At 71.1% G+C, this 22922-nt stretch carries 24 protein-coding genes; 12 read left to right on the top strand and 12 right to left on the bottom strand.

Annotated elements, in window-relative coordinates:
* The first annotated feature begins 108 nt into the window (after positions 1 to 108).
* The 3 genes from deoC to ACIRC0_RS09760 are packed head-to-tail and all read left to right on the top strand — an operon-like array spanning position 109 to position 3429.
* Complete coding sequence (gene deoC, locus ACIRC0_RS09770) at positions 109 to 1068, top strand: deoxyribose-phosphate aldolase (RefSeq protein WP_403614697.1); 960 nt, start codon at positions 109 to 111, stop codon at positions 1066 to 1068.
* A 5-nt stretch (positions 1069 to 1073) separates the two neighbouring features.
* A complete protein-coding gene (locus tag ACIRC0_RS09765; protein ID WP_403613611.1) occupies positions 1074 to 2510 on the top strand; it encodes an aldehyde dehydrogenase family protein in 1437 nt (478 codons plus the stop codon).
* Positions 2503 to 3429, top strand: coding sequence for an aldehyde dehydrogenase family protein (locus ACIRC0_RS09760; RefSeq protein WP_403613609.1), 927 nt, complete (start codon positions 2503 to 2505; stop codon positions 3427 to 3429). The genes ACIRC0_RS09765 and ACIRC0_RS09760 overlap by 8 nt, the downstream gene beginning before the upstream one ends.
* A gap of 115 nt (positions 3430 to 3544) precedes the next feature.
* On the opposite strand, the gene ACIRC0_RS09755 is transcribed toward ACIRC0_RS09760, so the two are convergent.
* Entirely contained in the window at positions 3545 to 3970 is a 426-nt protein-coding gene (locus ACIRC0_RS09755) for a hypothetical protein (RefSeq protein WP_403613606.1), read from the bottom strand.
* A 128-nt stretch (positions 3971 to 4098) separates the two neighbouring features.
* Between ACIRC0_RS09755 and ACIRC0_RS09750 the strand changes: the two genes are divergently transcribed.
* Positions 4099 to 4734: a uridine kinase gene (locus ACIRC0_RS09750; RefSeq protein WP_403613604.1), complete on the top strand. Its 636-nt coding sequence runs from the start codon at positions 4099 to 4101 to the stop codon at positions 4732 to 4734.
* Between the two features lie 154 nt (positions 4735 to 4888).
* Here the strand turns inward: ACIRC0_RS09750 and ACIRC0_RS09745 are convergent, their stop codons facing one another.
* Positions 4889 to 5662: a SigE family RNA polymerase sigma factor gene (locus ACIRC0_RS09745; RefSeq protein ID WP_403613601.1), complete on the bottom strand. Its 774-nt coding sequence runs from the start codon at positions 5660 to 5662 to the stop codon at positions 4889 to 4891.
* A 263-nt stretch (positions 5663 to 5925) separates the two neighbouring features.
* Between ACIRC0_RS09745 and afsQ1 the strand changes: the two genes are divergently transcribed.
* From afsQ1 to ACIRC0_RS09720, 5 genes are all read left to right on the top strand, one after another.
* Complete coding sequence (gene afsQ1, locus ACIRC0_RS09740) at positions 5926 to 6603, top strand: two-component system response regulator AfsQ1 (RefSeq protein ID WP_103837555.1); 678 nt, start codon at positions 5926 to 5928, stop codon at positions 6601 to 6603.
* Positions 6600 to 8165, top strand: coding sequence for an ATP-binding protein (locus ACIRC0_RS09735; RefSeq protein ID WP_403613597.1), 1566 nt, complete (start codon positions 6600 to 6602; stop codon positions 8163 to 8165). Before afsQ1 ends, ACIRC0_RS09735 begins: the two co-directional genes overlap by 4 nt.
* Before the next feature lie 164 nt (positions 8166 to 8329).
* A complete protein-coding gene (locus tag ACIRC0_RS09730; protein WP_403614694.1) occupies positions 8330 to 8944 on the top strand; it encodes a hypothetical protein in 615 nt (204 codons plus the stop codon).
* A 159-nt stretch (positions 8945 to 9103) separates the two neighbouring features.
* A complete protein-coding gene (locus tag ACIRC0_RS09725) occupies positions 9104 to 9655 on the top strand; it encodes a VanZ family protein (protein WP_403613594.1) in 552 nt (183 codons plus the stop codon).
* A gap of 129 nt (positions 9656 to 9784) precedes the next feature.
* Positions 9785 to 9991, top strand: coding sequence for a PspC domain-containing protein (locus tag ACIRC0_RS09720; RefSeq protein ID WP_200418970.1), 207 nt, complete (start codon positions 9785 to 9787; stop codon positions 9989 to 9991).
* 71 nt (positions 9992 to 10062) lie between these two features.
* On the opposite strand, the gene ACIRC0_RS09715 is transcribed toward ACIRC0_RS09720, so the two are convergent.
* Together ACIRC0_RS09715 and ACIRC0_RS09710 are read right to left on the bottom strand one after the other, a co-directional pair.
* Complete coding sequence (locus ACIRC0_RS09715) at positions 10063 to 10413, bottom strand: ATP-binding protein (RefSeq protein ID WP_103837400.1); 351 nt, start codon at positions 10411 to 10413, stop codon at positions 10063 to 10065.
* A 131-nt stretch (positions 10414 to 10544) separates the two neighbouring features.
* Positions 10545 to 11699 (bottom strand): adenosine deaminase, encoded by a 1155-nt coding sequence (locus tag ACIRC0_RS09710; protein ID WP_403613591.1) that lies wholly within the window; start codon positions 11697 to 11699, stop codon positions 10545 to 10547.
* 113 nt (positions 11700 to 11812) lie between these two features.
* Between ACIRC0_RS09710 and ACIRC0_RS09705 the strand changes: the two genes are divergently transcribed.
* Entirely contained in the window at positions 11813 to 12574 is a 762-nt protein-coding gene (locus ACIRC0_RS09705) for an alpha/beta hydrolase (RefSeq protein WP_403613588.1), read from the top strand.
* Between the two features lie 89 nt (positions 12575 to 12663).
* On the opposite strand, the gene ACIRC0_RS09700 is transcribed toward ACIRC0_RS09705, so the two are convergent.
* On the bottom strand, positions 12664 to 13626 hold the full coding sequence (locus ACIRC0_RS09700; protein ID WP_403613585.1) for a LysR substrate-binding domain-containing protein: 963 nt from the start codon (positions 13624 to 13626) through the stop codon (positions 12664 to 12666).
* Positions 13627 to 13689: 63 nt separating this feature from the next.
* Between ACIRC0_RS09700 and ACIRC0_RS09695 the strand changes: the two genes are divergently transcribed.
* Both ACIRC0_RS09695 and ACIRC0_RS09690 read left to right on the top strand, forming a co-directional pair.
* Positions 13690 to 14970, top strand: coding sequence for an MFS transporter (locus tag ACIRC0_RS09695; RefSeq protein WP_403613582.1), 1281 nt, complete (start codon positions 13690 to 13692; stop codon positions 14968 to 14970).
* Positions 14971 to 15115: 145 nt separating this feature from the next.
* On the top strand, positions 15116 to 16123 hold the full coding sequence (locus tag ACIRC0_RS09690; RefSeq protein WP_403613580.1) for a sigma-70 family RNA polymerase sigma factor: 1008 nt from the start codon (positions 15116 to 15118) through the stop codon (positions 16121 to 16123).
* Here ACIRC0_RS09690 and ACIRC0_RS09685 read toward each other — a convergent pair.
* From ACIRC0_RS09685 to ACIRC0_RS09655, 7 genes are all read right to left on the bottom strand, one after another.
* Entirely contained in the window at positions 16016 to 16402 is a 387-nt protein-coding gene (locus tag ACIRC0_RS09685) for an STAS domain-containing protein (RefSeq protein ID WP_403613577.1), read from the bottom strand. The two genes, ACIRC0_RS09690 and ACIRC0_RS09685, sit on opposite strands and share 108 nt — an antisense overlap.
* A gap of 21 nt (positions 16403 to 16423) precedes the next feature.
* On the bottom strand, positions 16424 to 17008 hold the full coding sequence (locus tag ACIRC0_RS09680; RefSeq protein WP_403613574.1) for a Uma2 family endonuclease: 585 nt from the start codon (positions 17006 to 17008) through the stop codon (positions 16424 to 16426).
* Positions 17009 to 17103: 95 nt separating this feature from the next.
* Positions 17104 to 18387 carry a thymidine phosphorylase gene (locus ACIRC0_RS09675; protein ID WP_403613571.1) on the bottom strand — a complete coding sequence of 428 codons (1284 nt, stop codon included), beginning with the start codon at positions 18385 to 18387 and terminating at the stop codon, positions 17104 to 17106.
* A gap of 92 nt (positions 18388 to 18479) precedes the next feature.
* Entirely contained in the window at positions 18480 to 18881 is a 402-nt protein-coding gene (locus ACIRC0_RS09670) for a cytidine deaminase (protein ID WP_403613568.1), read from the bottom strand.
* On the bottom strand, positions 18878 to 20164 hold the full coding sequence (locus ACIRC0_RS09665) for an ABC transporter permease (RefSeq protein ID WP_403613565.1): 1287 nt from the start codon (positions 20162 to 20164) through the stop codon (positions 18878 to 18880). The genes ACIRC0_RS09670 and ACIRC0_RS09665 overlap by 4 nt, the downstream gene beginning before the upstream one ends.
* Entirely contained in the window at positions 20164 to 21291 is a 1128-nt protein-coding gene (locus tag ACIRC0_RS09660) for an ABC transporter permease (RefSeq protein ID WP_403613562.1), read from the bottom strand. Before ACIRC0_RS09660 ends, ACIRC0_RS09665 begins: the two co-directional genes overlap by 1 nt.
* Positions 21288 to 22814: an ABC transporter ATP-binding protein gene (locus ACIRC0_RS09655; RefSeq protein WP_403614692.1), complete on the bottom strand. Its 1527-nt coding sequence runs from the start codon at positions 22812 to 22814 to the stop codon at positions 21288 to 21290. The genes ACIRC0_RS09660 and ACIRC0_RS09655 overlap by 4 nt, the downstream gene beginning before the upstream one ends.
* Positions 22815 to 22922 lie beyond the last annotated feature (108 nt).

The raw sequence follows: 22922 nt of genomic DNA, 5'->3' as shown, positions 1-22922 counted from the left end.
CGGGGCCGGCGCGGTCGTGGGCGGTCTCGCCGGGCATCGCGTCAGCGTTGCGATGCGCACACGGGGGTGTACAGCCGCTACGCGCGTAGATATGCTCGGCTGGTGACCATGCCCACCACTGCACCCACAGCACACGCCCTGTCGGACGTCACCGCGTCCGACAGTACGCTGCGCCGCTTCCTCCACGGGCTGCCCGGCGTCGACGCGGTCGGCCTCGAGGCGCGCGCCGCCTCGCTCGGCACCCGATCCATCAAGACCACCGCGAAGGCGTACGCCATCGACCTCGCCATCTCGATGGTCGACCTGACGACGCTGGAAGGCGCGGACACCCCGGGCAAGGTCCGGGCGCTCGGCGCCAAGGCGGTCCACCCCGACCCGACGGACCGTACGACCCCGACGACCGCGGCGGTCTGCGTCTACCCCGACATGGTGGCCGTCGCCAAGGAGGCCGTCGCGGGCTCCGGCGTGAAGGTGGCCTCGGTCGCCACCGCCTTCCCGGCCGGCCGCGCCGCCCTCGACGTGAAGCTGGCCGACGTGCGCGAGGCCGTCGCCGCGGGCGCCGACGAGATCGACATGGTCATCGACCGCGGGGCGTTCCTCGCGGGCCGGTACCTGAAGGTGTACGACGAGATCACCGCCGTGAAGGAGGCCTGCGGGGCGTCCGCCCGTCTGAAGGTCATCTTCGAGACCGGCGAGCTGTCGACGTACGACAACATCCGGCGCGCGAGCTGGCTCGGCATGCTGGCGGGCGCCGACTTCATCAAGACCTCGACGGGCAAGGTCGCCGTCAACGCCACGCCCGCCAACACCCTCCTCATGCTGGAGGCGGTGCGCGACTTCCGCGCCCAGACCGGCGTCCAGGTCGGCGTGAAGCCGGCCGGCGGCATCCGCACCAGCAAGGACGCGATCAAGTTCCTCGTCCTGGTCAACGAGACCGTCGGCGAGGACTGGCTGGACAACCACTGGTTCCGCTTCGGCGCCTCCTCGCTGCTGAACGATCTGCTGATGCAGCGTCAGAAGCTGGCCACCGGCCGCTACTCCGGCCCCGACTACGTGACGGTGGACTGATCACCATGGCATCCGCATTCGAGTACGCACCGGCGCCCGAGTCCCGCTCGATCGTCGACATCGCCCCCTCCTACGGCCTGTTCATCGACGGCGAGTTCACCGAGGCGGCCGACGGCAAGGTCTTCAAGACGATCTCGCCCAGCACGGAAGAGGTGCTGTCCGAGGTCGCGCAGGCCGGCGAGGCCGACGTCGACCGAGCGGTGAAGGCCGCCCGCAAGGCGTTCGAGAAGTGGTCCGCGCTGCCCGGCTCCGAGCGCGCCAAGTACCTGTTCCGCATCGCCCGCATCATCCAGGAGCGCAGCCGCGAGCTGGCCGTCCTGGAGACGCTGGACAACGGCAAGCCCATCAAGGAGACCCGCGACGCCGACCTGCCCCTGGTCGCCGCGCACTTCTTCTACTACGCGGGCTGGGCCGACAAGCTGGAGTACGCCGGTTTCGGCTCGAACCCGAAGCCCCTCGGCGTCGCGGGCCAGGTCATCCCCTGGAACTTCCCGCTCCTGATGCTGGCCTGGAAGATCGCCCCGGCGCTCGCCACCGGCAACACGGTCGTCCTGAAGCCCGCCGAGACGACGCCGCTGAGCGCCCTGTTCTTCGCGGACATCTGCCGCCAGGCAGGCCTGCCCAAGGGTGTCGTCAACATCCTCCCGGGTTACGGCGACACCGGCGCCGCCCTCGTCGCGCACCCGGACGTGAACAAGGTCGCCTTCACCGGTTCCACGGCCGTCGGCAAGGAGATCGCCCGCACGGTGGCGGGCACGGAGAAGAAGCTCACGCTCGAACTGGGCGGCAAGGGCGCCAACATCGTCTTCGACGACGCACCGATCGACCAGGCCGTCGAGGGCATCGTCACGGGCATCTTCTTCAACCAGGGCCAGGTCTGCTGCGCGGGCTCCCGCCTGCTGGTCCAGGAGTCGATCCACGACGAGCTCCTCGACTCCCTCAAGCGCCGTCTGTCCACGCTCCGCCTGGGCGATCCCCTGGACAAGAACACCGACATCGGCGCCATCAACTCCGCCGAGCAGTTGGCCCGTATCACCGCGCTCGCCGAGCAGGGCGAGGCGGAGGGCGCCGAGCGCTGGTCCCCTGCCTGCGACATCCCGGAGAGCGGCTACTGGTTCGCCCCGACCCTCTTCACGAACGTCACCCAGGCCCACACCATCGCCCGCGACGAGATCTTCGGCCCGGTGCTCTCCGTCCTCACCTTCCGCACGCCGGACGAGGCCGTCGCCAAGGCGAACAACACGCAGTACGGCCTGTCGGCGGGCATCTGGACCGAGAAGGGCTCCCGGATCCTGGCCGTCGCGAACAAGCTGCGCGCCGGTGTCGTCTGGTCCAACACGTTCAACAAGTTCGACCCGACCTCGCCGTTCGGCGGCTACAAGGAGTCGGGCTTCGGCCGCGAGGGCGGCCGCCACGGCCTGGAGGCGTACCTCGATGTCTGAGAAGTCCGAGAAGATCGAGCGGCTGTCGGTCTTCAAGACCTACAAGCTGTACGTCGGCGGGAAGTTCCCGCGTTCCGAGAGCGGCCGGGTGTACGAGGTGACCACGAAGACATCGGCCGCCGACGCGGCGGGCAAGGGCAACTGGCTGGCCAACGCTCCCCTGTCCTCCCGCAAGGACGCCCGTGACGCGGTGGTCGCCGCGCGCAAGGCGTTCGGCGGCTGGTCCGGCGCGACCGCCTACAACCGCGGCCAGGTCCTGTACCGCGTCGCGGAGATGCTGGAGGGCCGCAAGGACCAGTTCGTGCGCGAAGTGGCCGACGCGGAGGGACTGTCGAAGTCCAAGGCGAGCGCGGTCGTGGACGCGACCGTCGACCGCTGGGTCTGGTACGCGGGCTGGACCGACAAGATCGCCCAGGTGATCGGCGGCGCCAACCCGGTCGCGGGCCCGTACTTCAACCTCTCCTCCCCCGAGCCGACGGGCGTGGTCGCCGTACTGGCCCCGCAGAAGTCGTCCCTCCTCGGCCTCGTCTCGGTCGTGGCCCCGGTGATCGCCACGGGCAACACGGCGATCGTGGTCGCCTCCGAGAAGGCCCCGCTGCCCGCCCTGTCGCTGGGCGAGGTGCTGGCCACCTCCGACGTCCCGGGTGGTGTCGTGAACATCCTGTCCGGCCGTACGGCGGAGATCGCCACGCCGCTGGCCGCGCACCAGGACGTCAACGCGATCGACCTGGCCGGCGCCGACGACGTCCTGGCGAAGGAGCTGGAGATCGCGGCGGCGGACAACCTGAAGCGTGTTCTGCGTCCACAGCCTGTGGATTACTTCGAGACGCCCGGCATCGAGCGCATGACGGCCTTCCTGGAGACGAAGACGGTCTGGCACCCGACGGGTTCGCTGGGCGCGTCCGGTTCGTCGTACTGACGCCGGTCCGCGGGACGACCGGCGGACCTCCCGCGCCCACAGACAGCAGAGCCGCGCTTTTCCCCCGTCCGGGGAAAGCGCGGCTCTGCGTCGGTGGCCGCAGGTCGGGAAGCGGTCAGCGCAGCGCCCCGACCACCTGCCCGACCACGGGCACACTGCCGAGCGACTCCGCCTCGGCCACGGGCCGGGTCAGGGAACGGGACGACAGCGGCTTGAAGTCGGCGAGTTGGGTGGCGACGCCGTTGTCGAGCGGGTCGACGCCCGTGCCGGCGAGCGGGTTGGGCTTCAGGCCCGCGAGCGGCCCGGCGGCGTACCGCACGGGCCCGGTGACGTACCCCACGGTTCCCGTCAGTGCCGACACCCCTGCCTGCGGGTCGGCCTTGCCGAGCGACGTGGGCCGGGTCCGCATCACGTCGGCCAGCGGGCCGCCGTCCGCCGCGGACGCCGAGGCGGCGCCCGCCCCCAGGGCGACGCCCGCGGTCGCGAGAGCGACGAGCGCGCGCTGGGCGGTGGGGGACTTGGGGGAGGCGTGTCGTGCCATGGCTGCTGCCACCTTCTGCTGCTGAACGTGAGAATGTCGCCACGCAGCGTAGTTGAGGTGTGATCTGCGCTCCAAACGTCGACCCGCGGGGTCCGCAGGGTGTACGGAATGCGTCACACTGGTGTCTCGTGAGTCTTCATCCTCCGGCCCCCGCCCGCGTCGTGCTGCTGTGCGGCCCCTCCGGCTCCGGCAAGTCCCTCGTCGCCGCCCGCTCCGGCCTGCCCGTGCTGCGGCTCGACGACTTCTACAAGGAGGGTGAGGACCCCACACTGCCCCTGGTGGAGGGGAGTTCGGACATCGACTGGGACCATCCGCAGTCGTGGGACGCGGACGTCGCGGTCGCGGCCATCGCCGAACTGTGCGCCACGGGCCGTACGACGGTGCCGGTGTACGACATCTCCCTGAGCGCGCGTACGGGCGAGGAGACGCTGGACGTCGACCGTGCTCCGGTGGTCATCGCGGAGGGCGTCTTCGCCGCCGAGATCATAGAGCGCTGCCGGGAGCTCGGGGTGCTCGCCGACGCGCTGTGCCTGACCCGCGGACCCCTCACCACGTTCCGCCGCCGCTTCCTGCGCGACCTGAGGGAGGGCCGCAAGTCGGTGCCGTTCCTGCTGCGCCGCGGCTGGCGGCTGATGCGCGCCGAGCGGTCGATCGTGGCCCGGCAGACGGCGCTCGGCGCGTACGCCTGCGACCGGGACGAGGCACTGAGCCGGCTGGCCGCGGCGGCCGCGGGACGGCGGGCGTCGGTGGGTACGGCGGCGTAGCCCGTCCGCCTGAGGACCGCGCAGAAACGAGAAACGGGACTGGTTGGACCCCCCGGCCCTCCAGTCCCGCTCTCTTGTGCTCCCCCGTGTTCCCCCGCGGTTCCCCCGTACCGCTCCCCCGTTCCCCCGTGCTCCCCCGTGTCCCCCCCGTCCCTCAGGCGACGAGCTCGCCGAAGGACTCCTCCTGGTCACGGCCGAAGCTGAGGACCTCGTCCTCGCGCAGCCGGCGGAGCGACCGCCAGATGCTGGACTTCACCGTGCCCACACTGATGTCGAGGATCTCCGCGATCTCCGGGTCCGTGCGGCCCTCGTAGTAGCGCAGGACCAGCATGGTGCGCTGGAGTTCCGGCAGCCGGGCGAGCGCCTGCCACAGGACGGCGCGCAGCTCCGTACCGCGCATCGCGTCCGTGTCGCCGGGCGTCTCCGGCAGCTCCTCGGTCGGGTACTCGTTCAGCTTGCGGCGGCGCCACGCGCTGATGTGCAGGTTGGTCATCGTGCGCCGCAGGTAGCCGCCCACGGCGGCCTTGTCGCTGATCCGGTCCCACGCCCGGTAGGTCGAGAACAGCGCGCTCTGCAGCAGGTCCTCGGCCTCGAAGCGGTCACCGGTCAGGTGGTAGGCGGTGGCGTACAGGGAGGCGCGGCGCTCCTCGACGTAGGCGGTGAACTCCGCCTCCGTCGCAGAGCGGCGCTCCCCCGAGTCCTCCCCGTACGCGGCTCCCCCGTGTGTTTCCCCCGTGTGAGCGTCGACCACCGTCATGAACGCGGTGTGCTGACGCCCGGTGCCGCGGGCGCACCCCCGCCCTCCCCCACGCTCGAACGCGTTCGCGCGGGAGGGACCTGCGTCCGCACCGGACTTCTCCGTGGTCCGGGCGACGTCGTGCAGACGCGTGACCACTGCGCTCGTGGCTGTGCCGTGCAGCGTGTTCATCTCGCGCCCCCCGTCGTGGAGTCCCGGTCGTCGGCTCGCTTCCTTGCCTGTGCCGAAGAGCTTGCCCGGGCCAGTTCATGGCCGTGTCCGTCGACTGTCACAGAGCTGTCACAGGGGTCGTCCGCAGTCGTGCCACAGCCCGCTCACAGAGAAGAGCGATACGGCTACGCAGGCGTTGCGGGCGGTGGCTCCCTGCCGTGCGGGAGGGGCCGGAGCAGCCGGACAGTCGAAACACGGCCACGGCATGGGCCAGAATGACCCCCGTGCCTTCCCTGTTGCTGATCGAGGACGACGACGCCATCCGAACGGCCCTGGAGCTCTCTCTGACGCGCCAGGGGCACCGTGTGGCCACCGCTGCCACCGGCGAGGACGGTCTGAAGCTGCTGCGCGAGCAGCGGCCGGACCTGATCGTGCTGGACGTGATGCTGCCCGGCATCGACGGGTTCGAGGTGTGCCGGCGCATCCGGCGCACCGACCAGCTGCCGATCATCCTGCTGACCGCGCGCAGCGACGACATCGACGTCGTCGTCGGGCTGGAGTCCGGCGCCGACGACTACGTCGTCAAGCCCGTGCAGGGGCGGGTGCTGGACGCCCGGATCCGGGCCGTGCTGCGCCGCGGGGAGCGCGAGGCCAGTGATTCGGCGGCCTTCGGCAACCTGGTCATCGACCGGGCCGCGATGACCGTCACCAAGAACGGCCAGGACCTGCAGCTGACCCCGACCGAACTGCGTTTGCTCCTGGAGCTGAGCCGGCGGCCCGGACAGGCGCTGTCCCGCCAGCAGTTGCTGCGGCTGGTGTGGGAGCACGACTACCTGGGCGACTCGCGGCTGGTCGACGCGTGTGTGCAGCGGCTGCGCGCCAAGGTGGAGGACGTACCGTCCTCGCCCACGCTCATTCGTACGGTCCGTGGGGTCGGATACCGGCTGGACGCCCCTCAGTGACCGATTCACCAGGGGGAATCCGCGGCTGGGCCGCGGCTCGCAGGACCGTACAGTCCCGTCTGCGCTTCACGAGTCTGCGGCTGCGCCTGGTCGTGGTGTTCGGGCTCGTCGCACTGACCGCCGCCGTGTCGGCGTCCGGCATCGCGTACTGGCTGAACCGTGAGGCCGTGCTCACCCGCGCCCAGGACGCGGTGCTGCGCGACTTCCAGCAGGAGATGCAGAACCACGCCAGTTCGCTGCCGCCGCACCCGACGCAGGACGAGCTGCAGCACACCGCCGGCCAGATGGCGAACAGCAGCCAGCGGTTCAGTGTGCTGCTGATCGCGCGGGACGAGCGCGGGAAGACGGTCGTCGGCAACTCCGACCTGGACTCCTTCACGCTGGAGGACGTGCCCGCGTCGCTGCGGAAGGCCGTCGACAAGCAGCAGAAGGTGTCCTCCACCAACAAGTACGCCCACCACCTGTACTGGCAGCGGATCGTGGAGGGCGGCAAGCCGTACCTGGTGGGCGGCGCCAAGGTGATAGGCGGCGGCACGACCGGCTACATGCTCAAGTCCCTGGAGCCGGAGGCCAAGGACCTCGACTCGCTCGCCTGGTCGCTCGGTATCGCCACCGGTCTCGCGCTGATCGGTTCGGCGCTGCTCGCGCAGGCCGCCGCCACGACCGTGCTCAAGCCGGTGCACCGCCTGGGCATCGCCGCCCGGCGCCTGGGCGAGGGCAAGCTGGACACCCGGCTGCGGGTGTCCGGCACGGACGAACTGGCCGAGCTGTCACGGACGTTCAACCGCGCCGCCGAGTCCCTGGAGAAGACGGTCGCGGACATGAGCGCCCGCGAGGAGGCCTCCCGCCGCTTCGTCGCCGACATGTCCCACGAGCTCCGGACGCCGCTGACGGCGATCACGGCCGTCACGGAGGTGCTGGAGGAGGAGCTGGACGCGGAGACCGGCAGCGTGGACCCGATGATCGAGCCGGCCGTGCGGCTGGTGGTCAGCGAGACCCGGCGGCTGGGCGACCTCGTCGAGAACCTGATGGAGGTCACCCGCTTCGACGCGGGCACGGCCCGGCTGGTCCTGGACGACGTGGACATCGCCGACCAGATCACCGCGTGCATCGACGCCCGCGCCTGGCTGGACGCCGTCGAGCTGGATGCCGAGCGCGGCATCATGGCCCGCCTGGACCCGCGCCGCCTCGATGTCATCCTCGCGAACCTGATCGGCAACGCCCTCAAGCACGGGGGTTCGCCGGTACGGGTCTCGGTGCGCGAGGAGGGCGCGGAGCTGCTCATCCGGGTGCGGGACCACGGCCCCGGTATCCCCGAGGACGTCCTGCCGCACGTCTTCGACCGCTTCTACAAGGCGAGCGCCTCCCGCCCGCGCTCCGAGGGCAGCGGCCTCGGTCTGTCCATCGCGCAGGAGAACGCGCACATCCACGGCGGCAGCATCAGCGCCGCGAACTCCCCGGAGGGCGGGGCGGTGTTCACACTGCGCCTGCCGCGCGACGCGTCGCCGCTGGTCGAGCAGGAGACGCGGAACGGGAACGGCACCGAGGAGAAGGCGCGATGAGGGCACGGGGCGGACGCCTGACGGCGATACGGGGCGGTCGCCCGGCGGTGCTGCCGGGCGGACGCCGAGTGGCAGTACGCGGGCCACGCCCGGTGGCCGTACGCGGCACACGCCCGGTGGCCGTACGCGGCACACGCCCGGTGGAGGTGCGCGGCACACGCCCGGTGGAGGTGCGCCGCGCGCGCCGCTGGCTCGCCGTGCCGTTGCTGGCCGCGCTGCTGGCCGGGTGCGGGATCCGGGCCACCCAGGTGCCGACGGACTTCGGGCCGGCGCCGTCCCGGGTGCCGTGCGCGCTGTCCGGTGCGGACCTGGCCACGCAGGCGGGCCGCGGCATTCCCGTCCAGGTCTTCCTGCTGTGCGCCTCGCAGCTGGTGACGGTGGACCGTTCCGTGCACATCCCGGACGGCACGGCCGAGCGGCAGCGCCGGGTGCTGGTGGCGCAGGGGCTGCTCGACCAGCTCGCCATGACGCCGTCGCCCGCGGAGAAGCAGGCCGGCTACACGACGGACGTGGTCGGCGGCATCACGGTGGGCGGCCCGCGCGGCAAGGACCCGGAGGGCACCTTCCGGCTCAGCAGCCGCCCGCAGGACCTCACCCCCTCCGCCCTCGGGCAGATCGTCTGCACGTTCGCCGACTCGGAGGCGACCGCCGCCGACGACGGGACGGTCGTCCTCGGCGGCCCGGACGACCGGCCGCTGCGCCGCTACCGGTGCACGGCTCAGGTGCGCTCGCACCCGGGGGCGGTGCCGCCGCCGTCGACCGAGGTGACCGGCGGGTGAACCGTAGGGGCGTGCCGCTGTCGAGAGGGTGAGCGCGCGGAGGCCCGACGAAGGAGGGCTGAGCACGGTCGCCCTCCCGACACCGGCACAGGCGCCCCGAAGGTGAGCGAGCCGACCAAAAGGGGAACCGATCGTGCCGGGAGCGGCGTCTAGGGGGGCGTGCAGCGTCAAGGCTCAATCGGCGGCAGCGCCGCGATCCGCGTCCGTGTGGCAGGGGGTGTCCTCCTCGTCGCACACCTCGCGCTCGTCGCCTGGATCACGCTGCGCCCGCTGGACGTGCCCTGGGTGAGGCCCGCCAACCTGCATCCGTTCGCCGGTATCAGAGCCGATCTCGCGCTGGGCTGGCCGGCGGCCGCCCGCCGTATCGGCGAGGGGCTCGCGCTGCTCGCACCGCTCGGGGTGCTGCTGCCCGTGACGGGCGGGCGGCTCGTCGTCTCCCCGCTCGCCTCGCTGGCCCGCACGGTCGCCGCGGGAACCCTGATCTCCGTGGGCATCGAGCTGCTGCAGACCGGGGTGCCCGGACAGGTCGTGGACATCGACGCGATCCTGCTGAACACCGTCGGGGTGGCGCTGGCGCACCTCCTGGTCGTGCCCGTGGCACGGTTCCGGCTGCGCCGGCGGATGGAGTCCCACGGCCTGGGCGCCCACCCCCGGGAGGAGCCCGCTCAGGGTCGGACCCCGACGATTCCCAGGGTCGGGATAGCTCCGTAGAGTGACGCTTCGTCCGCTTCGCCCCCGTAGCGTGGAACACGTCGAAAGCGCCGATGAGTTCGGCGCCGGCCCCCGGACTTCCGGCAGCCGCCGGAGCGGGGTTCCACCACGGTTCGCGAAGGAGCCACCATGACCGCCCTGTCCCGCCCCACCCACGGACGGATGATCGGCGGAGTGTGCGCAGCGCTGGCACGGCGCTTCGGCACCTCCGCGACCACGATGCGCGTGATCTTCCTGCTGTCCTGCCTGCTTCCGGGCCCGCAGTTCCTGCTCTACATAGCCCTGTGGATCCTGTTCCCCTCGGAGGACAAGGCGGCGGCCGGCACGGCCTGGTGACCCGCCGAGGGCAGGCACGCCGATGGGCGCCCCGAGCGGGGCGCCCATCGTGGTCGTGGGGGCGGGTTCGCTCAGCCCAGCGGGATGCCGTTCACCGGCAGGCCGTGCGTGGGCAGCCCCTGCACCGGCAGCCCGCCGAGCAGCCCGGCGGCCGGTGCGACGGGGCCGTTGCGGAGGGCCTTCTCGGCGGCGGGCTGCGCGGCGGCCACCACGGTGCCGAGCGCGTTCTGGCCCTGGCCGAGCGCCTGGTCCGCGCCGGGCAGCGTCTTGGCGACGTTGCCCACGGGCAGCGCCTGGGTGACGGAGTCCAGTGCGGCGGTGTCCGGCACGGCGGGGGCCGCGCTCGCGACACCCGCGCCCGCGGCGGCGAAGGCGGCGCCGAGGGCGGCGACACCGAGGGTCCTGGCAGCAGACTGCTTCATGTTGAACGCGTCCTTGGGTCCGTTGACGGAGATCTGAGCGGTCCAAAACCGTAAACACGCGCCGACGGGCTCCGCAAACATACGAATACGGCCGGACGATGATCGCCCGGCCGTACCGAAACAGCCCTCCGTCACTCCTCGGAGGTCCCAGAACCCCTGGTGGAGGCGGTCTGCTGGAACAGCCATTCGGACTTCAACTCGGCGTATCCCGGCTTGATGACGTCATTGATCATCGCCAGTCGTTCATCGAAAGGAATGAATGCTGACTTCATAGCATTGACGGAGAACCACTGAAGGTCGTCGAGCGTGTAACCGAATGCCTCGACCAGGTGGTCGAATTCCCGGCTCATGCTCGTCCCGGACATCAGGCGGTTGTCCGTGTTCACCGTGGCCCGGAAATGCAGCCGCCGCAGCAGCCCGATGGGGTGGTCGGCGTACGAGTCGGCGGCGCCGGTCTGGAGGTTGGAGCTCGGGCACAGCTCCAGCGGGATGCGCTTGTCGCGCACGTACGAGGCGAGGCGCCCGAGCTTGACCGTGCCGTCCTCGAGCACCTGGATGTCGTCGATGATGCGTACGCCGTGCCCGAGCCGGTCGGCGCCGCACCACTGCAGGGCCTGCCAGATGGACGGCAGCCCGAAGGCCTCCCCGGCGTGGATGGTGAAGTGGTTGTTCTCCCGCTTGAGGTACTCGAAGGCGTCGAGGTGCCGGGTGGGCGGGTAACCGGCCTCGGCTCCGGCGATGTCGAAGCCGACGACACCCAGGTCCCGGTACCGGTTGGCGAGTTCGGCGATCTCCAGGGCGCGGGCGGCGTGCCGCATGGCGGTGAGCAGGGCGCCGACACGGATGCGGTGGCCGGCCGCCTTGGCCCGCCGCTCGCCCAGCCGGAAGCCCTCGTTGACCGCCTCGACGACCTCCTCCAGAGTGAGCCCGCCCTCCAGGTGCTGCTCGGGCGCGTACCGCACCTCGGCGTAGACGACACCGTCCTCGGCGAGGTCCTCGGCACACTCGGCGGCCACACGCACCAGCGCCTCGCGGGTCTGCATCACGCCGACGGTGTGGGAGAAGGTCTCCAGGTACCGCTCCAGGGAACCGGAGTCGGCGGCCTCGCGGAACCAGACGCCGAGCTTGCCCGGGTCGGTCTCGGGGAGGTGGGAATACCCGGTCTCCCGGGCGAGGTCGACGATCGTGCCGGGGCGCAGACCACCGTCGAGGTGGTCGTGGAGCAGGACCTTGGGAGCCCGGCGGATCTGGTCCCAGCTCGGGGTGTTCTGGTGCTGGCTCGTCATTGCCGCACCATACGCCCTACGCGCGTAGAGCACGGGGTGCGGCAAGGCGTCGATACGCAAAGGTGACCCATCGGCCAGGTTTCGTACACCGTCGCTTCTGACACTGTTCTGTCATGGCACATCAAGCGACGCCGGTTCGCAGGGCCCGGCTGGGGAGGGCGCTCGGCCCGGAACCGACGGCGGTGAGCGGTGCGGTGCTGCTGCTCCCCGGCGGTGACGAGACGTCCTCCCGAAGACCGCTCCCTGTGATGGCCACCGCCTCGGTCCGCGCGCTCGGCCGCCGGCTGACCCGGGCCGGGCACGGCGAAGGCCTGGTCACGCATGCCGTGCACTACCGCTACCGGGGCTGGAACGGCAGCGAGGCGCATCTGGCGCAGGACGCCGACTGGGCCGCCGAGGAGGTCGTCCGCCGCTACGGGGACGTGCCCGTCTGTCTGGTCGGCGTGGGCATGGGCGGCCGGGCGGCGCTGCACGCGGCCGGGCACACGGCCGTCAACTCCGTTGTGGCGCTGTCTCCTTGGCTGCCCGAGGAGGACGTGGCGGCGCCACCCGAACCGGTGAAACAGCTCGCCGGACGCCGGGTGCTGATCGTGCACGGCACGAACGACGAACGCACGGACCCGGAGCTGTCGTTCCGCCTGGCGGCGCGTGCGAAGAAGGCGAACCGCGACATCTGCCGCTTCGAGGTCCACTCCGACGGCCACGGGTTGCACCAGTACCGCTCGGAAGTCCACGCCCTGGCCGAGGACTTCGTGATGGGCTCGCTGTTCGGACGGGCGTTCTCCCGCCCGGTCCAGGACGCACTGGCGGCTCCGCCGCCGCTGGGGTTGAGGATGCCGCTGGCTGCGGGGTTCGGGAGGTCGTTGAGGAGGTGAAGCCGGGGGGAACCCCTTGAGGGGCGGGGGACTTGCGTCGACGTGCGGCTCCGCCGCGCGGGCGCGAGCGAACACGACGAACCTGTGCCTCAGTCCGGGAGAAGCCGCCCCCTCCTCGACAGCAGAAACTTCTTGAAGGCCGCCACCGGCGGCGTGTCCACGTGCCCCGCAAGCCACGCCACGCCGATCTCCCGGGCCGCCCGCGGCGCGGTGACCGTGAGCTCCACGACCCCGGGCCGAGGCACGGCCGGCGGCGGCAGCAGAGCCACGCCCAGCCCCGCCGCGACCAAGCCGCGCAGCGTCTCGGCCTCCTCGCCCTCGAAGGCGATCCGCGGCTTGAACCCCGCCTCGCGGCACAGGTCGTCGGTGATGCGCCGCATGCCGTACCCGGGCTCCAGGGTCACGAACGTCTCGTCGGCGGCCTCCGCGAGCCGCACGCGCCTGCGGCTCGCGAGCCGGTGGTCGGCGGGCACCACCAGCCGCAGCTTCTGCTCGTCGAGTCGCCGGGCGACCAGATCGGGCGCGTCGGGCACCGGAGAGGTCAGGCAAAGGTCCAGCTCCCCCGCCCGCAGCCGCTCCAGCATCGCCTCGCCGTAGTTCTGCACCAGGCTGAAGCGGACGCGCGGATGGTCGGCGCGGAAGGCGTGGATCAGCCCGGGCACGGTCTCGGCGCCCATCGTGTGCAGAAAGCCGAAGGCGACCTTGCCTGCGGCCGGGTCGGCGTCCGCGCGCACCTCCTCCGCGGCCCGTTCGATCTCGGCGAGGGCGCGCTCGACGGAGGCGAGGAACGTGCGCCCCGCCGGAGTGAGCGCGACCGTGCGGCCACGCCGGGCGAACAGCTCCACGCCCAGGTCCTCCTCGAGCCGTGCCAGGGCCCGGGACAGGGTGGACTGCGGGACCTGCATCTCCTGCGCGGCGCGCGTGACGTGCTCGGTGCGGGCGACGCCCGCGAAGTACGCGAGGCGCGGCGCGAGCAGCGTGACGATGTCTTCTGCGTCACTTGTGTCACTGAACGATGACAGCCGAGCGGCTGACCTCTGCTGATGCATCACAGGAACGATTATGACGGTTCTGTGCATTGGACGGATCAGCGGTCGTGTCCGTACGTTCGAGGCATGCCTGCTGCCGATACCGGGGCGTCCACCGCCGTGGACGCCGATGCCGTCACCGTCCCTGCCCCCGACTCGCGGATGACCCCGAGTGGCCCCGGCTACCGCCGGATGAGCCTCGCGCTCTTCCTCGCCGGCGTCGCCACCTTCGCGCTCCTCTACTCCACGCAGGCCCTGCTGCCGCTCGTCTCCCGCGACTTCGGGGTGACGGCGAGCGCGGCGAGCTGGACGGTGTCCGGCGCGACCGGCGCGCTGGCGCTGTTCGTCCTTCCCATGAGCGCCCTGTCCGAACGCTTCGGACGGCGCACGCTGATGACGGCGTCGCTGGCCGTGGCGGTGACCGTCGGACTGCTCGTCCCCTTCGCCCCGTCGCTGGGCTCCCTGATCGTGCTGCGGGCGGTGCAGGGCGCGGCGCTGGCCGGGCTGCCGGCGTCGGCGACCGCGTACCTGGCCGAGGAGGTACGGCCCAAGGCCCTGGTCACGGCGATCGGCCTGTTCGTGGCCGGGAACAGCGTCGGCGGGATGAGCGGCCGGATCATCACCGGCTGGGTCGCGCAGGAGTGGGGCTGGCGGGTGGCCGTCGGCGCGGTCGGCGTGATCGCGGTCGCGTGCGCGGTGGCGTTCCGTCTGCTGCTGCCGGCGCCCAGGCACTTCACGGCGGGTTCGCTGCGCCCGCGGGTGCTGGCCCGCACGGTCCGCGACCACCTCGCCAACCCGCTGCTGCGCCGGCTGTACGCGATCGGCGCGCTGTTCATGACGGTGTTCGGCGGTGTCTACACGGTGATCGGCTACCGCCTGACGGAGGCGCCGTTCGGGCTGCCGCAGGGCATCATCGGCTCGATCTTCCTGGTGTACCTGGTGGGCACGGTGTCGGCGTCGACGGCGGGGCGTCTGGTGGGCCGTCTGGGCCGTCGCGGGGCGCTGTACCTGGCGGGCGGCACGACCACGGCGGGCCTGCTGCTCTCCCTGGCGCCCTCGCTCCCCCTGGTCCTGCTGGGCCTGGTCCTGATCACGGCCGGGTTCTTCGCGGGCCACGCGGTGGCGTCGTCGGCGGTCAGCCACACGGCGAAGGAGGGCCGCGCGCAGGCGTCGGCGCTCTACCAGTCGGCGTACTACGTCGGCTCCAGCACGGGCAGCACGCTCGGCGCGGTCGCGTTCCACGCGGAGGGCTGGGCCGGAACGGTGGGCATGGGTGTGCTGGCGGTCCTGGGCGTCGTGGTGATCACCCTGTTCGGGTCGCGGGCGGCCCGCGTCGCCGCGCGCCGGGAGCCGGTGCCCGCACACTGAGCCGGGCCGGCCAAGGTCGTCCTCGAAACCCCTGCGACCTGGGTGTTCATGCGCTCCGGGAGCCGTTGTCAGTGGGCTGCTGTAGCTTCCGAAGTGCTGGGGCGCAATGGCGCGCGACAGGAACGGCCACAGGGGTGGGTGGACCATGGGTGAGGGCACGGCGACGGTGGATGACCTCGACGTCCGGCTGGAGAAGCACAGGGTCGAGCTGACGGGGTACTGCTACCGCATGCTCGGCTCGTCCTTCGAGGCCGAGGACGCGGTGCAGGACACGATGGTCCGCGCCTGGCGGAGCTACGAGAAGTTCGAGGGCCGCTCCTCCTTGCGCTCGTGGCTGTACCGGATCGCGACGAACGTCTGCCTGGACATGCTGAACGCGGGCAACAAGCGGGCCCGCCCGATGGACCTGACCGAGGCCACGCCACTGGAGCGGGCCGCCCTCTCCCCGCGACCGGACCACACGTGGCTGGAGCCGATGCCCGACGCCCGGGTACTGCCGACGACCGGGGACCCGGCGGAGGCGGCCGTCGCCAAGGAATCCGTCCGCCTGGCCTTCATGGCGGCCCTGCAGCAGCTGCCGCCCAAGCAGCGCGCGGTCCTCATCCTGCGGGAGGTGCTGGCCTGGAAGGCGAGCGAGGTCGCCGAACTGCTCGGCACCTCGGTCGCCTCGGTCAACAGCGCGTTGCAGCGGGCGCGCGCGACGCTGGCGGAGCGGAGCGGGGACGGCGCCGACGCCGCCGTCTCCGACCCCCTCGACGAGGAGCAGCAGAAGCTCCTGGAGCGCTATGTGGCGGCCTTCGAGGGGTACGACATGGCGGCGCTGACGGCCCTGCTGCACGAGGACGCGGTGATGACGATGCCGCCGTTCGACCTGTGGCTGCGCGGCACCTCGGACATCACCGGTTTCATGACCACGCTCGGCGCCGCCTGCGCGGGCTCGCGGCTGGTGCCGGTCGCGGTGAACGGCCTGCCGGGCTTCGCCCAGTACAAGCCGGACCCGGAGAAGGGCGGCTTCACGGCCTGGGCGGTGCAGGTGCTGGAGACATCAGCCGGCCGGATCTCCGGGTTCCACTGCTTCCTGGACACCCAGCGCTGGTTCCCGTTGTTCGGCCTGCCCCTCCAGCTCGAAGGGCAGGCCGACGAGGTCGAGTAGCGCGCGCAGCGCGGGCGCCGGGTCGCGCAGCCGGATGCGGCCCCCGGCCCGCCGGGCGGCGAGCTGCAGCCGGGCCAGCACCTCCACGGTCGCGAGCTGCACGGGCCTGAGGGCGCCGACGTCGCATACGACGACCCCGCCCCCGCTGTCCTCCAGAAGCCCCCGCACGTCGTCGCCCAGCCGCGCCACCTCGTCGGGAGCGACGAGTCCGGCGAGCACGAGTACAGGGGGTGTGTCGGCGTCCACGGAGGGTTGACCGGGCGGACGCCGGCAAATCATCGGCAGCGGTTTCGCCTCTATCTAGTCGACCGGAAACTCGCTGGTGTCGATGACGAGATCGAAGGGAGCCGGAAGCTTGATGGCCTCACCGAACTTGGCGGTGCTCAGCGGGCGGTAGACGTCACCCTTCGGTTCTCCGTAGAGCGTCGCGGTGGGGCCTTCGGGGGCCCAGCGGTCGACGAGGAGGTAGAGCGGGATGCCTGCGGCGGCGTAGGCGGCGGGCTTGCTGATGCGGTCGTGGCGGGCGTTGGACTTGGAGGTCACCTCGACGACGAGTTCGGCGAGGGCGGCCGGAATGTGGGTGTCTGTTTCCGCGCACAGCGGCACGGGGGCCACCACAAGGTCCGGGATGAGCATGCCCAGGCGCGACGGCACGGCGATGGCCAGCGTCTGGAAGATTCCCCAGTCATCGGGGATCACGGAGTAGAGGCGACGCTGGATGCGTTCCGCGATCACATTGTGGCGCGGGGCCGGAGCAGGTGACACGGTGATGATCCCCTCGATGATCTCCACCTTGCTGCCCTCAGGCCATTCCATCTCCTCCCAGAACCGGACGAGCTCGTCCCAGCTCTGCTCGGGGTCATGGCTGACGGTGAGTGCGCTCATGGCGATCTCCTATCGGTGCGTCACCGATCCCAGCATGCCGAACGGGACCGGCGGCGGTCCACCGATCCCGTTCACCCGAAAGGGGAAACGCCTGGTCAGGCGATACGTTCCAGCACCACCGGCGACGCCGTGAACTCGGTGTCCGCCGCCGCGATGTCGTACGAGCCCTCCACCGCCTCCAGCGCGTACGCGAAGCGCTCGGGGGTGTCCGTGTGCAGGGTCAGCAGGGGCTGGCCCTCCGTGACCGTGTCGCCCGGCTTGGCGTGCATCTCCACGCCCGCCGCCGCCTGCACCGGGTCCTCCTTGCGGGCGCGGCCCGCGCCGAGGCGCCAGGCGGCGACGCCGATGTCGTAGGCGTCGAGGCGGGTCAGGACACCCGACGACGGGGCCTTGATCACGTGCTGCTCCTTCGACCTCGGCAGCGGCGCGTCCGGGTCGCCGCCCTGGGCCGCGATCATGCGGCGCCAGACGTCCATCGCGGAGCCGTCCGCCAGGGCCTTCGCCGGGTCCGCGTCCTTCACTCCGGCCGCGTCCAGCATCTCGCGCGCCAGGGCGATCGTCAGCTCCACCACGTCGGCCGGGCCGCCGCCCGCCAGGACCTCCACCGACTCGCGGACCTCCAGCGCGTTGCCCGCGGTCAGGCCGAGCGGGGTCGACATGTCGGTCAGCAGCGCGATCGTCTTCACGCCGTGGTCCGTGCCGAGGCCCACCATCGTCCGCGCCAGCTCACGCGCGTCGTCCAAAGTCTTCATGAAGGCGCCCGAGCCGACCTTCACGTCCAGGACCAGCGAACCCGTGCCCTCGGCGATCTTCTTCGACATGATGGAGGAGGCGATCAGGGGGATGGCCTCCACCGTGCCCGTCACGTCGCGGAGCGCGTACAGCTTCTTGTCCGCGGGTGCCAGGCCGTCGCCCGCCGCGCAGATCACGGCGCCGACACCGTCCAGGACGGACAGCATCTCCTCGTTCGACAGCAGCGCGCGCCAGCCCGGGATCGACTCCAGCTTGTCCAGCGTGCCGCCCGTGTGGCCGAGGCCCCGGCCCGACAGCTGCGGGACCGCCGCGCCGCACGCGGCGACCAGCGGGGCCAGCGGCAGCGTGATCTTGTCGCCGACGCCGCCCGTCGAGTGCTTGTCGGCCGTCGGGCGGGAGAGGGACGAGAAGTCCATGCGCTCGCCCGAGGCGATCATCGCCGCCGTCCAGCGGGCGATCTCGCGGCGGTTCATGCCGTTGAGCAGGATGGCCATCGCGAGCGCGGACATCTGCTCGTCGGCGACCTCGCCCCGCGTGTACGCGTCGATGACCCAGTCGATCTGCTCGTCGCTCAGCTCACCGCGGTCCCGCTTGGTGCGGATGACGGAGATGGCGTCCATGGCCATGGGTTCCTTCCGGAGGTTCGAAGGACCTTCAGGTCCGAAGGTGTACGGCCCCCCTGAGCCGTAGAGATCAACTCAGAGGGGCCGCACAGGAGTTACTTGGTGAGATGGTCCGGGCCGAAAGCCTGGGGCAGCATCTCCGACAGCGGCAGGACCCCCGCCGGAGAGTCCACCAGCAGATCGGGGCCGCCGAACTCGTACAGCAGCTGGCGGCAGCGACCGCACGGGACGAGCAGCTCGCCCTCGCCGTTCACGCAGGTGAAGTGTGTGAGCCGGCCGCCCCCAGTGTTCTGCAGCTGTGAGACGAGCCCGCACTCGGCGCACAGGCTCAGGCCGTAGGAGGCGTTCTCGACGTTGCAGCCGGTGACGGTCCGCCCGTCCTCGACGAGGGCCGCCACGCCGACCCGGTAGCCGGAGTAGGGGGCGTAGGCGCGGGACATCGCCGCGCGCGCCTCCTCCCTGAGGGCCGCCCAGTCGAACGTCGCGGGCTCGGTCACTTGCCCTGTCCCTTCCGGTACCGCATGCCGTCGGCCTTGGGCATCCGCAGGCGCTGCGCGGACAACGACAGTACAAGCAGGGTGACGACGTACGGGGTGGCGCCGACGAAGTCGCTCGGGACCGTGTCGGTGAGCAGGTACCAGACCAGCACCAGGGCGGCCATGACCAGGCTGACCGCGCCCTGCACCATCGCCTTGCGGTACAGCTTCCAGCCGGCCAGGGCGACGAGCAGGACGATCAGCAGGAGCAGCAGCGCGTGGACGGTCGTACCGCCGTTGCGCAGCTGGAGGGCGTCGGAGTAGCCGAACAGGCCGGCGCCCATCGCCAGGCCGCCCGTGCGCCAGTTGCCGAAGATCATCGCGGCGAGGCCGATGAAGCCGCGGCCACCTGTCTGGCCCTCCAGGTACGTGTGCGAGGTGACCAGCGCCAGGAAGGCGCCGCCGAGGCCGGCGAGGCCGCCGGAGACGGCGACGGCCGCGTACTTGTAGGTGTAGACGTTGACGCCGAGGGACTCGGCGGCGGTCGGGTTCTCGCCGCAGGAGCGCAGCCGCAGACCGAACGGGGTGCGCCACAGCAGCCACCAGCTGGCGAGGAACAGCACCGCTGCCAGGACCGTGATCACGGACAGGTGGGTGACCAGGCCGCCGAGGATGCCGGCGATGTCGGAGATCAGGAACCAGTGGTGGTTCTCGATCGAGTGCAGGCCGTCGGAGAGGCCGGGCACGGTGACGTCGGGCAGGTTCCCGACCGGCGGGGACTGCTTGGGGTTGCCGCCCGCGTTCGCCGCCGCGCCATTGGTGAAGAACAGCTTGGCGAGGTACTGGGTGGCGCCGAGCGCGAGCAGGTTGATCGCGACACCGGAGACGATGTGGTCGACGCCGAAGGTGATGGTGGCGACTCCGTGCACCAGGCCTCCGACGACACCGAAGCCGATGCCCATCAGCAGGCCGAGCCAGGGGCTGGTCTGCCAACCGACCCAGCCGGCGCCGAAGGTGCCGAGGATCATCATGCCCTCGAGGCCGATGTTGACCACACCGGCGCGCTCGGACCACAGGCCGGCGAGACCGGCGAGGCCGATGGGCACGGCGAGGCCGAGGGCGGCGCTGATCTGGCCGGCGGAGTCGAGGTCCTGCGAGCCGGTGATCATGCGGACCGCGGCCAGGAGCAGGAGCGCACCCGCGACGATCATGAGGATCTGGCCGAGCGAGCGGCCGGAGCGCTGGGGCGCGTCGCCCGCCTTGGGCGCCGCGGGCGGCGGCGCGTCGGTCATCGTGGCAGTCATCACGCCACCTCCTGCTTCTTCGTCTGGGCGGCGGCCTGGGCGGCGAGTTCGGCGCCGACCTTCTGCTGCTGGCGCTTCAGGCCGTAGCGGCGTACGACCTCGTAGGCGATGACGACGCACAGCACGATGACGCCCTGGATGACGCCGAGGATTTCCTTGTCGTAGCCCTGGAATTCCAGGTGGTTGGTGGTGCGCTCCAGGAAGCCCCAGAGCAGGGCGCCGAGCGCGATGCCGACCGGGTTGTTGCGGCCGAGCAGCGCGATGGCGATGCCGGTGAAGCCGATGCCCGTCGGGAAGTCACTGCTGAACTGGTAGCTGTCGTTGAGCAGGGTCGGCATGCCGATGAGACCGGCCACCGCACCCGAGATGATCATGCTGGTGACGACCATCTTCTTCACCGACACACCGCTGGCGGTGGCCGCGCTCTCGGACTGGCCGACGGTGCGCAGGTCGTAACCGAACCGGGTGCGGCCGAGCACGAACCAGTACGCGATGCCGACGAGCACGGCGATGAAGATGAAGCCCCACAGGTCACCGGCCGGGCCGGTGTTGATGCTGAAGAAGTGCGAGGCCGAGGGCAGCGGCTTGGTGGCGACGACGGTGCCGCCCTGCTGGAGCTGGGCCAGCTTTCCGGGCTGGAGCAGGTAGGCGATGATCGCCGTGGCGATCGAGTTCAGCATGATCGTCGAGATGACCTCGCTGACGCCGCGGGTCACCTTCAGGATTCCGGCGATGGCCGCCCACACGGCGCCGGTCGCCATGGCGCAGAGCAGGATCAGCAGGATGGAGAGCCAGCCGGGCAGGGTCAGCGCACCGCCGAGGACGGCGGCGAAGAACGCGGCGAGCCGGTACTGGCCGTCGACGCCGATGTTGAACAGGTTCATCCGGAAGCCGATGGCCACCGAGACGCCCGCCAGGTAGTAGGTGGTCGCCTTGTTGAGGATGTAGACCTGGCTGTCGCTGGCGAAGCCGTAGGTCACCATGTCGTTGAAGGCGGGGCCGGGGTTCTTGCCGGTCGCGAGGATCACCAGGGCGGTGACGACGAGCGCGGCGACGACCGCCAGCACCGGCGCGGCGATGCCGAGGAACAGCCGCTCCTTGTCGATCCGTGAGGTCAGCTTGTTCATCGCGCGTCGTCCTCTGTGTGCTCCAGGTGGCCGGTGGCCGCACCGGTCATGGCGGAGCCCAGCTCTTCGGGGGTGATGGTGGCGGGGTCGGCGTCGGCGACCAGACGGCCGCGGTACATCACCCGCAGGGTGTCGGAGAGCCCGATCAGCTCGTCCAGGTCGGCCGAGATCAGCAGCACGGCCAGGCCCTCGCGGCGGGCCTCGCGGATGTAGTCCCAGATGGCCGCCTGGGCGCCGACGTCCACACCGCGGGTGGGGTGGGCGGCGATGAGCAGCTTGGGTTTGTGGCTCATCTCGCGGCCGACGATCAGCTTCTGCTGGTTGCCGCCGGACAGCGAGGCCGCGGTGACGTCGATGCCGGGCGTGCGGACGTCGTAGGCCTGCACGATCCGCTCGGTGTCGGCGCGGGCCGCCTTGATGTCGATGAGGCCGCCGCGCGAGTTGGGCCTCTCGGTGACGTGGCCGAGGATGCGGTTCTCCCACAGCGGGGCTTCCAGCAGCAGGCCGTGGCGGTGGCGGTCCTCAGGGATGTAGCCGATGCCGGCCTCGCGGCGGCTGCGGGTGGGGGCGTGGGAGATGTCGATGCCGTCGAGGGTGATCGCGCCGGTGTCCGGATGGCGCATGCCCATGATCGCCTCGACCAGCTCGGACTGGCCGTTGCCCTCCACACCGGCGATGCCGAGGACCTCGCCCTTGTGGATCGTGAAGGAGATCTCGTCGAGGATGATCCGCTCGACGCCGTCGAGGTCGGTCTGCGTCAGGTGCAGGCCGTCGACCTTGAGCATCGAGACGTCCGTGACGGTGGACTCCGCGGTCTGGGGGGTGGGCAGCTCGCTGCCGACCATCATCTCGGCGAGCTGCTTGGGGGTGGTGCGCGACGGCTCGGCGGTGCCGACCGTCGTACCGCGCCGGATGACGGTGATCTCGTCGGCGACCGACAGCACCTCGCCCAGCTTGTGGGAGATGAAGATGACGGTGAGGCCCTCGGACTTCAGCTCACGCAGGTTGTCGAAAAGCGCGTCGACCTCCTGTGGCACGAGCACGGCGGTCGGCTCGTCCAGGATGAGGGTCTTGGCGCCGCGGTAGAGGACCTTGAGGATCTCCACGCGCTGGCGGTCGGCGACGCCCAGCTCCTCCACGAGCACGTCCGGGCGGACGTTGAGACCGTACGCGTCCGAGATCTCCTTGATCTTCGCGCGGGCCTTGTTCCCGATGCCGTACAGCTTCTCCGCGCCGAGGACGACGTTCTCCAGCACGGTGAGGTTGTCGGCGAGCATGAAGTGCTGGTGCACCATGCCGATGCCGCGGGCGATGGCGTCACCCGGGTTGTGGAAGACGACCTGTTCGCCATTGACCGTGATGGTGCCCTCGTCCGGCTGCTGCATGCCGTAAAGGATCTTCATCAGGGTGGACTTGCCGGCGCCGTTCTCGCCGCACAGGGCGTGGACGGTGCCCGTGCGGACCGTGATGTCGATATCGCGGTTGGCGACGACGCCGGGAAAACGCTTGGTGATGCCGCGCAGTTCGACGGCAGCGGGAGGGCTGGACGCGTTGATGGCGCACTCTCCTCGGGGAAAGGGGCTGCGTGGGGGAGGTGGCGGGCGTCGGCGACGCTAGCGCGGCAACTCTGC

It is taken from the genome of Streptomyces sp. NPDC093984 (assembly GCF_044764595.1).
Lineage (GTDB): Bacteria > Actinomycetota > Actinomycetes > Streptomycetales > Streptomycetaceae > Streptomyces > Streptomyces cynarae.
Note: the sequence above shows the minus strand (reverse complement) of the source record. Positions and strands in the feature narration are given on the sequence as shown.

Coding starts and splice junctions, on each gene's coding strand:
- deoC (WP_403614697.1), top strand. CDS start 109: ATGCCCACCACTGCACCCACAGCACACGCCCTGTCGGACGTCACCGCG.
- ACIRC0_RS09765 (WP_403613611.1), top strand. CDS start 1,074: ATGGCATCCGCATTCGAGTACGCACCGGCGCCCGAGTCCCGCTCGATC.
- ACIRC0_RS09760 (WP_403613609.1), top strand. CDS start 2,503: ATGTCTGAGAAGTCCGAGAAGATCGAGCGGCTGTCGGTCTTCAAGACC.
- ACIRC0_RS09755 (WP_403613606.1), bottom strand. CDS start 3,970: ATGGCACGACACGCCTCCCCCAAGTCCCCCACCGCCCAGCGCGCGCTC.
- ACIRC0_RS09745 (WP_403613601.1), bottom strand. CDS start 5,662: ATGAACACGCTGCACGGCACAGCCACGAGCGCAGTGGTCACGCGTCTG.
- ACIRC0_RS09720 (WP_200418970.1), top strand. CDS start 9,785: ATGACCGCCCTGTCCCGCCCCACCCACGGACGGATGATCGGCGGAGTG.
- ACIRC0_RS09715 (WP_103837400.1), bottom strand. CDS start 10,413: ATGAAGCAGTCTGCTGCCAGGACCCTCGGTGTCGCCGCCCTCGGCGCC.
- ACIRC0_RS09710 (WP_403613591.1), bottom strand. CDS start 11,699: ATGACGAGCCAGCACCAGAACACCCCGAGCTGGGACCAGATCCGCCGG.
- ACIRC0_RS09705 (WP_403613588.1), top strand. CDS start 11,813: ATGGCACATCAAGCGACGCCGGTTCGCAGGGCCCGGCTGGGGAGGGCG.
- ACIRC0_RS09695 (WP_403613582.1), top strand. CDS start 13,690: ATGCCTGCTGCCGATACCGGGGCGTCCACCGCCGTGGACGCCGATGCC.
- ACIRC0_RS09690 (WP_403613580.1), top strand. CDS start 15,116: ATGGGTGAGGGCACGGCGACGGTGGATGACCTCGACGTCCGGCTGGAG.
- ACIRC0_RS09685 (WP_403613577.1), bottom strand. CDS start 16,402: ATGATTTGCCGGCGTCCGCCCGGTCAACCCTCCGTGGACGCCGACACA.
- ACIRC0_RS09680 (WP_403613574.1), bottom strand. CDS start 17,008: ATGAGCGCACTCACCGTCAGCCATGACCCCGAGCAGAGCTGGGACGAG.
- ACIRC0_RS09675 (WP_403613571.1), bottom strand. CDS start 18,387: ATGGCCATGGACGCCATCTCCGTCATCCGCACCAAGCGGGACCGCGGT.
- ACIRC0_RS09665 (WP_403613565.1), bottom strand. CDS start 20,164: ATGACTGCCACGATGACCGACGCGCCGCCGCCCGCGGCGCCCAAGGCG.
- ACIRC0_RS09660 (WP_403613562.1), bottom strand. CDS start 21,291: ATGAACAAGCTGACCTCACGGATCGACAAGGAGCGGCTGTTCCTCGGC.